We start from the raw sequence: 14,668 nt of genomic DNA, 5'->3' as shown, positions 1-14,668 counted from the left end.
TTTAAAAATTATTTTTGTTTGCTGATGATGATGCTTTTGGCAGTAAGTTTAAAGGTTAACCCGTTCATGTTACAGATAACAGGCAGTATGGTATTTAATTTTTCGGCAGCCCCAACACTACCGGTAAAGTATAATTTCTGCAGTTCGGTTTCTTCAATGCCCTCGTAAGCAAGATCAGTATCATAGCGTTTAGCTAAACGACTAAACACCACACTCAAAGGCGTTTCATTAAACAGCAGCGTATCCTTTGCAGCTATCTTCAATAATATCGGTTTCGGCTTATCTGCATGATCAGAATCTTTAAAACTGATAAGGCTATGCACCTTTAATCTGGTGTTAATGGATAACTGCTCTCCTGCAATTAAATAAACATCGCTCATTTTCATACTGCTTTCAGCGCCGGCTTTAACAACCACCTTTCCTTCTATCAGTTTTACATTAACCCGATCCTTTTTATGGGTATTGATGGTAAATTCTGTGCCTAGTGCGGTTGTGGTAAATCCGTTTGCGCTCACAATAAAAGGATGGTGCTTATCTTTAGCAACTTTGAAAGTAGCCTCACCCTTCATGCTGATATTTCTACTTCTGCGATCAAAGGGTTCATAATAACTCAATGAACTCTGGGGCTGCAAGGTAACCTGCGAACCATCAGAAAGATTTATAATCATGGCATTTTGGCCAGAATTGTATGGCTGCCTGAGAATTACTTTTTCTATCTCCACATCAGTATCGGCCAATTGTTTTTGCTGTGGCGCATGATTACGGCTAAAATATAACACGGTAATTAAAGCGACAATTAATAAAGCAGCAACCATTTTTAACCAATGGTAGAGTGGAAATATTTTTGCAATGGGTTTTATCTCCTGGTCGTCCATACGGGCGTGTAACCGGGCTAAAATATGCTCGAATCGCTTTTCGGTAATTTCTTTTCCACCCGTCGATAGTTCCAGATCATAGCTGGTTTTTAAGTCAGATTTTAATCCCGCTGAATCTTTTCCTAAAGATTCAAGGAGTTTATGCTGCTCTTCTACACTAATCTCGTTTGACCATAGTTTATCTATGCGTTCCTTTATTTCATTCATCTGTTTATAAATACGCTGAAGAGGTGAAATGGGGGTGACTAAAAATGTTACTAAAACATTAATTTACTGTTAAGAAAACCTATAGGTTAGCTAACATCACCAGAACCGACACGCTGATTATTCTACCCGTTGGATTTCTGGAAAGAATATACTCCTTGATAAAATATTTGGATTGTTTGAGGTAGTCTTTTACCGATTCGGTAGATAATCCCAGGAGCTGAGCGGTTTCTTTTTGCGATTTACCCTCAAACCTGCATAGCCTGAATACTTTTTGTTTTTGGGGCGAAAGTGCATTTATAGCTTCTTCAAGCATATTAAGTTCTGCCTCAATCAGGTATTGATCAGGAAATATTTCTTCAGCAACAGTATGAAAAGGATCATAACTATCTACATAGCAGATATTTTTTTTTATTTTCTTTCTGAGGTAAGATATTGATCTGTTATAACTCACCACAAATAACCAGGCCGATACCGGTTGATGAGGATCTAGCCTGGCCTTATTTTCCCAAAGTGCAAAAAATACATCCTGAAGAATATCCTCAGCGATGGAAGAATCTTTGATCAGCTTAAAAATATTGGCATATACAGCCTTGTGGCACTCTTTGTAGATTTGATCGAAAACATCCCTATTATGTAACGGATCGTTTTGAAATTGATGCTTCACCATGAAGAATTAGATTGACCAAAAATATTTATGCAAAAATACTGCGTCCGTGTTAACTGTATATTAAGCTTTCTAACAGTGCTTGCTTTGTGGTAAAATAAAAATCCCTATTTTATTTACTTTGGTGTAAAAGGAACAATTTATACGATATCTTCCACAAACTGAACGAGAATTTTCAATAAAATAAGGCATATGAACCTTCAAAATAAAAAAAAGCACCCGTACAAAAACACATTACATCTATCTGCTGTTGTATAGCGTATATCAAACCGAATAACAAGCGCTATCAGGCAATGATTGAGGAAAAATCAAAAACAACGGACCTTGCAGCGCATATACATGCCAAGCTGAACCATAGCCGGCTGGCGCTGGCTTCTCCCCCATTAATCGTTCTCGAAGAACTTTTCGAGTGTCTTTTTTACACCTCGATGAGAACGGAAGAGGGCGAGCTAACCAAGGTAGCCGTTACGCTTATTGATCCTGCCAATCCTGATCCCACTCCGCCAAGAAAGATTGTTTCTGAAAGATGGAGCTGCGTAGAATTTGCCCAGCATATTCCGCTTGATATCAGGTCGCTGGTTAAGCTTTCTAAAGCAGCCGACCCGTCCGGCACCTCGCTTGCCGTTTATTATGATCAGGATGGAAAGCTCTTCATCTGGGGAATGATCGACCAGGCTATGCATTATCAGAGCTTTCTGAATTACGAATCAGAATCTGGTTCGGAACAACCCGGGCTGTTTCAGGTGTTTATAGATGATATTGCCACGCTGAAGGTAATGTTCGATTACGAACTGCTGGCCACCCTAAAACAAAACATACTGGTTACCCGCTACCTGGATGTATTTACGATAGGGCCAGTATCTAAAATCATCAGGAAAAATGCAGGTGCGATCAGGGCAGAGATCAAGAATTTTCTATCTGCATCGCATCCAGGAGAAGATTTTGCCGACTGGGAAGAATTTGTAGACAGTATATGGACCCAGACACTGTCGAGGCTGTTGCTAAAAATTCAAAACTACCATCATGGCGGGGCCGTGCTAATTTCAGAAGATAGCAGCGATGTCGACATCAAATATGCAGTAAACTACAAAAGATTGTTGTTGGCGATTAGCAGCTATCTGAAGCAGGCCATCAATAGCTATATTACAGAAAACAGGATCGAACAGCGACTGGCCTCAGGCAAGCAAACCGTAACGAAATTGCTTTATGAGCAGGAAACCATCGCCTTGCATGCAAAAACAGAGGTAGCCAACGAAATTAAAGGTTCGGTGAGTTTCATCGCCTCTCAAAGCTGTGTAGATGGCGTGGTATTATTTAGCCAGGATATGGTGGCACGGGGATTTGGAGGCGTTATCCGCACGAAAAAGATGCCAGGAAAAATATATATTTCTTCTACGGCCACTGCAACCCCAAAATCATTGGTCCCCACAGATCCCAAACATTTTGGTACCCGGCACCGTTCTATGATTGCTTATTGCTGGGCACACCCCGGCAGCCTGGGTATTGTTATTTCGCAAGATGGCGATATCCGTGTATTTTCCAGAATCGAAGATAGGCTGATTATGTGGGAAAACATCAAAACCCAACAGTATCAAAAGAGCGGGAAGCTCAAAACAACAAGAAGTTAACCATAAAGGAAAGAATTAACGCTACATTTAACACGATTTGAATCATATACCCAACATACCCGATAACGAAAAGCAGCGGCTACAGGCTCTTGAATCGTACCAGATTATGGATAGCCTGCCTGAAGAGGACTTCGATGAGCTGACCAAAATGGCTTCACAGATTTGTGGAACACCAATTGCGCTCATTACTTTGGTAGACAGCTCGCGCCAATGGTTTAAGAGCAAACTGGGCATCGATGTTGAGCAGACACCCAGAGCGCATGCTTTCTGCGCACATACCATCACTGATCCAAATGGGATAATGGTGGTTAGTAATGCCAAGGAAGATGAGAGATTTGCCAAAAACCCTTTGGTTACAGGAGATCCCAATATTGCATTCTATGCTGGAATTTCATTACAGACGCCGGAAGGGATGCCTCTCGGTTCGCTGTGTGTGATAGATACCGTTCCAAGAACACTGGACGATCAGCAGCTATGGTCGCTCAAGGTATTGGGTAAACAGGTGATCGCCCAGATGGAGCTGAGAAAAAAACTGCTGTTGATCTGTGAAACAAACAAACGTCTTGCGGAGACCAATCAGTTTATGCAACAGTTTGCCACAACGGCTGCCCACGATATCAAAAATCCATTAGCGACCATTTCCATGAGTACCGAATTGTTAACCAAACACCTTGATAATAGCGGTGATAAAAAAGGGCATAAATTGGCATTGATCAGCCTTAACGGTATAAAAGCCCTTAGGAAACTCATTAACGACATGCTCGACTATTCCATTAGACCAGAAAATCTGACAGTTCAACACGAACTGATTGAACTTGGCGGCTTTTTGCGTAAAACGGTATCTATGCTCAGTATTCCTGAAAATGTAAAGATCAGTTATCCGGAAGCAAAAATCGAAATCAGCACTTCAGCAATTGCACTGCAGCAGATCATGATCAACCTATTGACCAACGCTGTGCGGTACAATGACAAACAGACTTGCCTGATTCACATCGATTGTGTAATTATCGATGACCTGGCCCACATCACCGTTAGTGATAATGGAATAGGCATTAGAAAAGAAGAGCTGGAGCGTATTTTTCAAAGAAATGTTACCCTAAATACTTCAGACCGTTTCGCCCAGAGCGGGACCGGAATAGGCCTTGCAACGGTAAAACTTTTGGCAGATAAACTTGGTGGGCAGATCAGCGTGCAGTCTACCCCAGGCACGGGCAGCGCATTTACCTTTACCATCAGATCAAAAAAGCCATTGTAGAAAAAGGGTTGAAAATAGCTAAAGAATAAACAAACTGGTTAGATCATCAATAATACAATCATAATTCAGGAATAACCAATACGACAAAAGGTCATATTTAAAGTATTTGCTGCTATTGCATTTCTAATATCATTTTTAACATCTGCACAGATGAAATTCAGATCGGCCGGCACGGTCAAAACTATAGCATTTACTTTTGGCTTTCAGCGTTTCAAAAGGTGCTTTTTTATGATATAAAGGGCAGAAAGAGTCTATTTCATTAAAATTAAAACTGCTTGATACTGATCTTTCTAAGAAATGTCGGCGATATTTACTACATACAGATTTAAAAACGGTAGAACATTACATTCGATTTGATTAATGACGATGAATTTTATACCGGAAAGAATATGATTCTTTTAAACCATATAAAAGTTTATTACAATGCCATTTATGATGATACTCTAATCTTGGTATACCCGCTGCTTTCTGAAGATTATTATCCGCTTGCAATCCGGATGGTTTGTAGTCGGCAAAATCAACTGACAGATTCACGGAAATAACTTTCCACAGCCAGAATATAAATAACAGTGTGGTTACAAAAGAAGTGTATTTAATATTCAGTTAATATGCGTATCGTTTCTGAATTTTAATTTTGACGCGATAATTTTATGGGCGAAAACAATACTGCCGGTTTTAATGATAATAAAAAGTTTGATGAAAAATCTTTTGAAGATCTTTATCGCCGCGCGTACCCCACGCTGAAAAAGTACGCCATTTACCTGGTAAAGGATATAGAAGATGCGCAGCTTATTTTAAATGATGTATTCATATCCATCTGGAAAAATGGAACCGTCCTTTCCAACGAAAAAGCCTATCTCTTCCGTGCCATAAAAAATGCTGCAACAAATTATCATAAATCGCCAAAAGCAAATCTCCTGAGTATAGATAACGAAGAAGAAGCCCCGGAGATTATCGATCTTAAAGAAACGCCATCACAGGCTGTCCAGAATAAAGACCGGAATCGCATGTTATATGCGCTTATTGACCAAATGCCCGAAAGGCGAAGGCTTATTTTCTATATGTACCGGATTGATGGCTTCAGCTACAGAGAAATTGCGGTTTTACTGGATATATCGGTACGTACAGTTGAAGACCACCTGGTAAAAGGGTTTCAATTTCTTCAACAAAAAGTTTTAGAAAACAGATCCGAATTCAGATAAAAATACCACTTAATAATTTCTTAACGCAAACTTAACGTTTTTGGGCCCGTAGCGCTTCTCTTATTCTTGTCTTGTAAGCATAAAAGCATTTGAATGGATCAGGAAACCTGGAAATTAGTACTCGAATATTTGGCTGTAAAGGAAAATCTGCGCAGCAGCAAAGCTGAAATTGCATTGCTGGAAAAAAGGCTCAGGGATTGGTTGGGTAACGATGGTGATCGCGAAGAGCAGTTAGAAGAGGTGTTATTGCTATGGCAGGACACGGCGCAACTACCGGATGACGGATTGTGGAAGGAAAGTTTTGCCAGCATCAGAGAACAAATCGATCAGGCCCCGGTCAGAAAATTCAAAATATTAAAATGGTGGCCAGCGGCAACTGCTGCTGCCATGATAGGAGCACTGATCTTTTTTATTGCCGGAGATAAAAAGCTAATGCCTTTTAACCAAAATCAGGTTGTATGGACAACCAAAACTGCAGCGCCCGGTAAAATCATTAATGTACTGCTTCCGGATAGTTCTGAGATCTGGTTAAACTCAGGGAGCAGCATCAGCTTTCCGCAAAACCTGAAACATGCCGGCATCAGAACGGTTAAACTCAATGGCGAGGCTTTTTTTAAAGTAAAAAGAGATCCTGCTCATCCTTTTATCGTAAAAAGCCAGAATATCCAAACCAGGGTATTGGGAACCAGTTTTAACATCCGGGCATGGAAAAATCACAGGTCAGAAGTAACTGTGCTCACCGGAAAGGTAGCCGTTTCGAGAGATTCTGCAGGCACACAATCAGTACCTGTCCACCTTCTTCCAAATCAAAAAGTAGTTTATAATACGAAATTGGCGCTCCTGGTAAGCGAAAATGTAGAAGATGCCAAAACATCAACTGACTGGCGGATCGGAAAAATGTATTTCAATAAAACGCCGATGGAAGAGGTATTCCAGACCATATCACGCAAATATGCCGTTAAAGTAGTTTCAGACAGATCATTTGACAATTGTGAACTGACGGCAAAATTTGATAATGTAAGCGTAAAAGAGGTGCTGCGCACACTGGAGCTTACATTTGATATCCATTATACCCTAAACAAACAGATTATTTATATAAAAGGAGGTAGATGTCATTAAACAACGAGTAAAAGATAGCTGCAGCATGTTGGCGCATGCCACAGCTAAGAAATTTTAAATTTTATTTTAACCCATCAAGATTAAAACAAACAAAGTTATGAAAAAGTCCGCAGTGACTAGTCAATTAATTTTTAGCGCAATGCGTTTTTTTACCCTTATTTACATCATGCTCTCCACGATGCTCTTTGTAGGGCAGGCATCGCCGGTAAATGCACAGCAATTAAACGTTAAAGTAAGTATCCATATCAAAAAGGGATCTTTAACGGAACTTTTCACAACCATTGAAAATAAAACCGGCCTTTATTTTGTATATACCAACAAAGATGCCATAGAGAAACAAAACCTAATTGGTTTTAAGGCAGACAACGAAGCGGTAAGCGCTTTGCTCGACCGGATATTACCTCCTTTTCAACTCACCTACCTGATCGAGAAAAACCAGATCATTATCAAAAAATCAATACGAATTAGAGGTAAGGTAACTGACGAAAAAGGGCTGCCACTGCCGGGGGTAAACGTAATCGAAAAAGGCAGTAACAACGCTACCAGCACCAACTTAAACGGAGAATTTAACCTGAATGTATTAAACAATCAGGCCCTGCTGATCTTTAAAATGATTGGTTATCAAAGCAGGGAGATTGCCCTGAAGGGCGAAACTGAACTAAACATCAACCTCTCTCCTGATGAAACCGCACTTTCTGATGTGGTGGTTACTGCATTAGGTATTAAACGTGCAGAAAAAGCCCTTGGCTATTCCATTGCCACGGTAAAAGGCAGTGATGTAAACACAGTAAAGGAAGTAAATGTAATAAACTCACTGGCCGGAAAAGTAGCCGGCGTAAATGTGGTCAGTACGGGTGCTGATCCCGGCTCAAGTTCATTTATCACTATCCGGGGGCAATCATCAATCGCGACCGACAACCAGCCTTTATTTGTAGTAGATGGTGTTCCGGTGGCACATTCGCTACGTGCAACATCAGAAGTTGGCCGCTCATCGGTTGATTACGGTAGCCCTATTGCAGATATCAGTCCGGATGATGTAGAAAGTATCACCATATTAAAAGGAGCAAGTGCCGCCGCATTATATGGCAGCAGGGCCGGAAGTGGTGTGGTTTTGATTACCACAAAAAGTGGCCCGGTAAACAAAAAGGGTTTAGGGATAAACTTTAACTCAAACGCCATGTACGATCAGGCCTGGATGTTCCCGCATTTTCAGCATACCTTTGGTGGCGGCGAATACACCGACGATCCGGCATCTTCTACCACTTCTGCATGGGGACCAAGGCTTGATGTAGGTACCAAACACCTGCAATGGAACAGTCCCCTGGATGCCAGCGGAAAACCAATTGCCACCGATTGGGTATCGCATCCTAACAATCCGCAGGACTTTTATGAAACCGGCTCTACCTACACCAACAACATTTCCATCAGTGGAAAAAATGCGGATGGTAATTACCGCTTATCCTACACCAATCTGGCCAATAAGGGGATTGTACCCAATACCGACCTTAAACGGAATACACTTAACTTTTCGGCCACCTATGTGCTGCACCCTAAATTGAAAATTAGTACCAATATTGGTTATGTAAACAATAAAAGCGACAACAGACCATCGGCTTACCGGGAAAGTGTAACACAGATGCTGTATTCACTCCCACCGAATATGGACATCAACGACCTGAAAAACTACTGGAAACCGGGAAGGGAAAACATCGAACAGTTTTCGGCAGATGATTCTGACAACCCCTATTTCGTAGCCTACCAACATACCAATGGCTACGACAGGAACCGATTAACCGGAAATGTACAGGCGGTTTACGATATTACCAAAAACCTGAGCTTAATGGTTCGTACCGGACTTGACATGTACAATGAACAGCACGAAACCAAACGTCCTTTCAGTTCTAAAAGGTTTAAATTCGGTGGATACGGGGTCGATAATTCCTTCTTTAAAGAACAGAATACAGATTTTTTACTGAGCTATAAAAAATTACTGAATCAGGAATGGTCTTTGAGTCTTTCTGCCGGAGGAAACCAGATGGATCAGACCAACCGGTTTACCGCGCAGAAAACAGAAAGTCTGAGTATCCCGGGTGTATACAATATTGCCAATGCGCAGGCCGGTACCATTGTAAATTCGCAATATAATTCCCGCAAACGCATCAATAGTATCTATGGTCTTGGTCAGGTATCGTTCAGGGATATGGTTTTTCTTGATGTAACGGGCAGAAACGATTGGTCGAGCACACTTCCAGCCGGCAACAATTCTTACTTTTATCCTTCCGCATCTTTAAGCACCATTGTAACGGATGTGTTCAAGATCAAATCAGATGTGCTTTCTTTCGTTAAACTGAGGGCCAACTGGGCACAGGTGGGTAGTGATACCGATCCTTACCAGCTGTATAATACCATTCCTTTTAACCAAGATTGGGGAGATGTAAAAAGAGCTACTATTGAATTTAACCTTAAAAACAACTTCCTGAAGCCTGAAATTGCCACGTCTTACGAGTTTGGTGGCGACCTGCGCTTTTTCAAAAGCCGTATGGGCATCGATGTAACCTGGTATAAAACAAACAAAAGGAACCAGATCATTAACATCCCAACCACTATTGCATCAGGTTCATCCAACCGCTTAATCAATGCCGGAAACATCCAGAACAGCGGCTGGGAAATCGGTCTTAATGCAATACCTTTTGATGGTGCTTTTAAATGGGAAACCAATGTCAATTTCACGAAAAATGAAAATAAGGTCATTGCGTTATCAGAAGGTTTAAAAGAATATTCGATGGGCAGTGCCGACGGGGATAATATCCGTTACCTGATTAAAGAAGGCACCAAAATCGGCGATTTTTATACGCCAAGCTATACCAAGGTAAGCAGCGGGCCAAATGCCGGAGCAGCATTACTGGACAAAACCGGGCACTACATCCGCAACAATAGTGAATACCTTAAGGTAGGAAACTATAATCCCGATTTTACCATGGGTTTCAACAATACTTTCAGTTATAAAAACTTTACCCTGAATGTACTTTTAGACTGGCGTAAGGGCGGTAATTTTTACTCTTACGTAGTCAAATCACTTATCAACGCAGGCTTAACCGATAACACATTGGTGGGCAGAGATGCAGAAACCGGCGGTTTACCGTGGACGGATTCGCAGGGCAGAAAACGGAACGACGGAATGATCATTCCGGGTTATATTGCGGATGCAAACGGTAACCTTACCCAAAACACGGTAATTATTGCCGCTGCTGATTTTTACAATAATACTTACAACAAATACTACGAAAGGTTAACCTATTCGGCTTCGTTCCTGAAAATCAGGGAAGCTTCGTTAACCTATGTGTTCGATAAGAAACTAACGCGTAAACTGCCCATCAGCAACCTGTCGCTATCACTTATCGGCAGAAACCTGTACACCTGGACTGCCAATGGATTGGGCTATGATCCGGAAACCACCATGAGTGTTACCGAAGGGTTTAAACTGGGCGTAGGCCACTGGACACTTCCGGGAATACGCTCATTCGGTTTTAAATTAAGTTGTAACTTTTAACCTGTGCAAAAATGAAATTGAAATATACAACGCTACTTCTCGCTATACTGGCTTTGATTACAAGCTGTACAAAAGATTTTGAAAAGATAAACACCAACCCCAATGCTCCTGAAACCACCAATACCGAGTTTTTAATGTCTGACGTATTGGTTTCTACCGCTTATGCCTACCAGGAAAATGCGGTGAACCGAAGACCCGCCTCTGCAGCGCGCTATCTTACCCTGGTTCGAAATACCGGATACGACCTGTTAGATTGGGGTCCGGTTGATTGGGACGATATTTACGCTCGCTTAGCCGTAAATAAAACCTTTATCGAAACTGCACAAAAACGTTCAGAAAACCAATATGTTGCCATCGGCAAAATCATGAAGGCTTTTAACTTTGGCTATTTGACCGATCTGTATGGCGATATCCCTTATTCGCAGTCATTAAAATCAAAAGAGGCCAACCTCATCTACCCTGAATACGATCAGCAACAGGCCATTTATCCTGATCTGTTGAAAGAATTGAGGGAAGCAAACGATATATTAAAAGGCAATAGTCAGGAAATAAATGCCAAAGGCGATGTCATGTTTAAAGGAAAAGCACTGGCCTGGCGCAAGTTTGCCAACTCACTGCGTTTGCGGATGTTGTTGCGGATCTCGAAAAACTATGCACCGGCCTTTACCGAGATGCAGGAAATTCTGAACGATAAAACTGCCTTCCCTATTTTCGAAAGCAGTGCTGATAATGCAGAGATAGCCTATTTGGGCAATATTGCGGCCTATAGCTGGCCGGGTGGCCCTTTGGCCATGATCGATTTCGATTACCAGAAAACAAAAGTAAGTAAGGAACTGGTGGATAGGCTGATCCAAAGGAACGACCCGAGGCTTGGCGTTTGGGTAGAACCGGTAAAAAGCACCAGCGGATCTACCGTTGATCTGAACCGCTATGTGGGAGTGCCCAATGCCATCAATGCACCATCTGCCTACAACGGTGGAGAAGATCATGTTTCGGTTTTCTCTTCTACTTTTTTCAGAAAAAACGGAGGCGCTTCTAACGCATTGCTAAAAGCCAGCCTGATCACTTATACGGAGCAGTGTTTTATTTTAGCAGAGGCCGTACAAAAAGGAAAGCTAACCGTACCTGGCGAAACGGCAGAATCGCTGTATTATAAAGGCATCAAAGAATCGATGAGCAGTTATGCCTTAAATGCAACACAAACCTATTACGATCAACCTTTGGTCAAATACGACGGCACACTTGAACAATTGATCACCCAAAAATGGCTGGCCATGTTGTTTAAAGGTTCGGAGGGATGGTTTGATCAGCGCCGTACCGGCTATCCTGCTTTTATCACCGGTCCGCTTGCAGCCGGAAGAGGCATTCCAAAACGTTATACCTACCCCGATTCGGAAAGCGCAAAAAACCGTGTCAACTATCAAAAAGCTGTTTCCGTGTTTGGGGCAGACAATCAGTATACCTTAATGTGGTACCTGAAATAAATGAATTCCTTTACTACTAAATAAAATAACATGAAATTATATATCAAAGCTTTCTCTTTTTTATTTACACTCTCTGTTTTAGCCATTGGCGTTAAAACATATGCCCAGGATTTTAAACCCGGGCATTTTCCCGACCGCGTGATTTTAACCTGGGCTGCAGACCCCGCCACCAGTCAGACTGTTAACTGGCGTACCGACACCACGATTAAGATCTCAAAAGCCCAGATCAAAGCTGAAGATTCCAATCCGGCGCTTGAACAGTCAATTACGAATTACGATGCTGCTTCTACCTTACTTGGCAGCGGGAATAATTACGAAATTGCGAGCTACCATCACGTTACTTTTACCAACCTTAAACCGGAAACCGTTTATGCCTACCGGGTTGGATCAGGCGAGCATTGGAGCGAGTGGTTCCAGTTTACTACTGCATCGGTTAAAAATAAGCCATTTTCTTTTATTTACCTGGGTGATGCACAGAATGACATCCGTTCAAAATGGTCGAGAGTAATCCGTAAGGCATTTTCGCATCAGCCCGACGCCAGATTTATCATCCATGCCGGCGACCTGATCAATCGTTCCAACAACGACCAGGAATGGGGCGAATGGCATTACGGAGGTGGTTTCATCAATGGTATGATTCCCAGCATCCCCTCCCCCGGAAACCATGAATATGTACGCGATGATAAAAGAAAACTGGTACTCGATCCTCATTGGGGCGTACAGTACACTTTTGCAGGCAACGGCCCAAAAGGGCTGGAAGAATCCGTTTATTATGTCGATTATCAGGATATGCGGATCATTTCCCTGGATTCGCAGATGATTATATTGGACGAAGCTTCGGCCAAAGCTGAATATGAGTGGCTCGAAAAAGTATTGAAAGAAAATAAAAAACTATGGACAGTAATCACCTTTCATCATCCTATTTTCTCTACGGCAAAAAGCAGGGACAATAAGGAATTCAGAGATCGGTTTAAACCCTTATTTGATAAATACCATATTGATCTTGTACTGCAGGGCCATGACCACACGTACAGCCGTGGCCAAAACCTGCCAAGAGGACTATCGGGAAGGGAAGTAAGCGGTCCGGTTTATCTGGTTTCAGTTGCAGGCCCTAAAATGTACCAAGTAGATGGAGCAAAATGGATGGATATATCGTTAGAAAACACCCAGCTTTTCCAGGTTATCCATGTTGATGGAGCAAAACTTAAATTTGAGGCCTACAAAACCTCTGGCGAACTTTTCGATGCTTTCTCCTTAAAAAAAGCAGACAGAAACAGCGCCGCAGCTTTTACAGATATGAACCCTGCACAAAAGCCTTAGCCATGAAAATAAAGATAAAACTATTTATACCAGGCATCTTAATCAGTAGTTTATACACCTCGGCATTTTCGCAACAGGTAACCAGGCCTTTGCCAAAATCACGAAATGCTTTTATCGTGATTGCACACCGTGGTAGTCATTTAATTAAACCCGAAAATACAATAGCTTCCATTATGGAGGCTATTGCTTTGGGTGCAGATTATGTGGAACTTGATCTGCGTACTACAAAAGACGGGTACCTGGTACTTTTGCATAACGACCATGTAGACGGGTTAAGCAATGGAAAAGGACTGATAAAAAACCTCAATTTTGAAGCAGTTAAAAAGCTTATTCTTATAGGCAGGGATAGCAGTTTGCACCATATTGCCAGTTTTGAAGAGGCGCTAAAAGCCTGTAAAGGAAAAATAAATATTTATTTGGATTTTAAAGCTGCCGAAGTAGAAAAAGCATATCAAGCAATTAAAAAAGAGGGAATGGAGCATCAGGTATTGGTTTACGTTGGTGACCACAGCGATTACCTTTCGTGGCGGAAAACAGCGCCTGAAATGCCCTTAATGTCGCATTTGGATCATACCATTACCACCAAAGAAGCCTTAATGGAGGCAATGGCCAAAGTTCCGTTGGAGGCGATTGACAATGCGCCCAATGAAACGCTGCTGCCAGTTTTAAGAAAAATGGGCATCAGTATTTTTCCTGATGTTCAAAAAGCCAGTGAAACTGTAAAAGATTGGAAAAAGGTAATAAAGTACGGTGTGCAGGGACTGCAGACTGATCATCCTGAAGCACTTATCAAATACCTCCGATTGGCTAAGATAAGAGTTAACTAATTTCATTAACGTATAAAATCATTCACCGGCAGCTCTGCGTATGGGTTAGACATTATCCTAATTTTAATATTTAAATGTTCCTGAGAAAAATAGGGTTAACATCTTGCCTGGCTGTTCCACAAAAAGTGAAATGATCCCTCCATTCATCAACATGTATTAATTTTTTTGCTTACCCCCCTTTTACTGACGCAACGATTGCCGCAAATAATAAAAAAAACCGAGGCTGTCTCAGAAATGATTTTGAAGATTTTTGGCAGAATAATATTTTTAATGGGTGTTATTTCCGTGAAAACGGGAACCACGAAGTGCTCAGCGAAGCTAATCTTAATGCAATAGAACGGCAACTAAATAAGTCCATACCAAAGCATTAAGATGCCCATCCGATAGTTATTGGATCAAGCTGAGCAATGACGACATCGCCAAATTTAATTCTCTTGTTATTACTGAATCTATTATTTTGAGACAGGCTCGGTTTTACGTCAGTGGCGATACATAATTCGAACTATTTTGTGAACGAATTGATTGAAATTCGGTGAT

At 41.6% G+C, this 14,668-nt stretch carries 10 protein-coding genes; 8 read left to right on the top strand and 2 right to left on the bottom strand.

Annotated elements, in window-relative coordinates; genetic code table 11:
• Window positions 1-8: 8 nt before the first annotated feature.
• Both ABEG20_RS05290 and ABEG20_RS05285 read right to left on the bottom strand, forming a co-directional pair.
• Window positions 9-1,082, bottom strand: coding sequence for a FecR family protein (locus tag ABEG20_RS05290; protein ID WP_406826344.1), 1,074 nt, complete (start codon window positions 1,080-1,082; stop codon window positions 9-11).
• A 79-nt stretch (window positions 1,083-1,161) separates the two neighbouring features.
• Window positions 1,162-1,749: a sigma-70 family RNA polymerase sigma factor gene (locus ABEG20_RS05285; protein WP_406826343.1), complete on the bottom strand. Its 588-nt coding sequence runs from the start codon at window positions 1,747-1,749 to the stop codon at window positions 1,162-1,164.
• 290 nt (window positions 1,750-2,039) lie between these two features.
• Between ABEG20_RS05285 and ABEG20_RS05280 the strand changes: the two genes are divergently transcribed.
• The 8 genes from ABEG20_RS05280 (at window position 2,040) to ABEG20_RS05245 (ending at window position 14,131) form a co-directional block, all read left to right on the top strand.
• Window positions 2,040-3,374 (top strand): putative sensor domain DACNV-containing protein, encoded by a 1,335-nt coding sequence (locus tag ABEG20_RS05280; protein WP_406826342.1) that lies wholly within the window; start codon window positions 2,040-2,042, stop codon window positions 3,372-3,374.
• Window positions 3,375-3,411: 37 nt separating this feature from the next.
• Window positions 3,412-4,629 (top strand): ATP-binding protein, encoded by a 1,218-nt coding sequence (locus ABEG20_RS05275; RefSeq protein WP_406826341.1) that lies wholly within the window; start codon window positions 3,412-3,414, stop codon window positions 4,627-4,629.
• Between the two features lie 650 nt (window positions 4,630-5,279).
• Complete coding sequence (locus ABEG20_RS05270) at window positions 5,280-5,831, top strand: RNA polymerase sigma-70 factor (protein WP_406826340.1); 552 nt, start codon at window positions 5,280-5,282, stop codon at window positions 5,829-5,831.
• Window positions 5,832-5,924: 93 nt separating this feature from the next.
• Window positions 5,925-6,950 carry a FecR family protein gene (locus ABEG20_RS05265; protein WP_406826339.1) on the top strand — a complete coding sequence of 342 codons (1,026 nt, stop codon included), beginning with the start codon at window positions 5,925-5,927 and terminating at the stop codon, window positions 6,948-6,950.
• Between the two features lie 97 nt (window positions 6,951-7,047).
• The gene (locus tag ABEG20_RS05260) at window positions 7,048-10,500 is read left to right on the top strand and encodes a SusC/RagA family TonB-linked outer membrane protein (protein WP_406826338.1); all 3,453 of its coding nucleotides are present in this window, start codon (window positions 7,048-7,050) and stop codon (window positions 10,498-10,500) included.
• Window positions 10,501-10,511: 11 nt separating this feature from the next.
• Window positions 10,512-11,984, top strand: coding sequence for a SusD/RagB family nutrient-binding outer membrane lipoprotein (locus ABEG20_RS05255; RefSeq protein ID WP_406826337.1), 1,473 nt, complete (start codon window positions 10,512-10,514; stop codon window positions 11,982-11,984).
• 30 nt (window positions 11,985-12,014) lie between these two features.
• Window positions 12,015-13,304 carry a fibronectin type III domain-containing protein gene (locus ABEG20_RS05250; protein WP_406826336.1) on the top strand — a complete coding sequence of 430 codons (1,290 nt, stop codon included), beginning with the start codon at window positions 12,015-12,017 and terminating at the stop codon, window positions 13,302-13,304.
• 2 nt (window positions 13,305-13,306) lie between these two features.
• Window positions 13,307-14,131, top strand: a complete 825-nt coding sequence (locus ABEG20_RS05245) for a glycerophosphodiester phosphodiesterase (RefSeq protein ID WP_406826335.1) — start codon at window positions 13,307-13,309, stop codon at window positions 14,129-14,131.
• Window positions 14,132-14,668 lie beyond the last annotated feature (537 nt).

The sequence above is a fragment of the Pedobacter sp. KACC 23697 genome (assembly GCF_045348445.1).
Lineage (GTDB): Bacteria > Bacteroidota > Bacteroidia > Sphingobacteriales > Sphingobacteriaceae > Pedobacter.
This window is presented reverse-complemented; position numbering and strand designations above follow the sequence as displayed.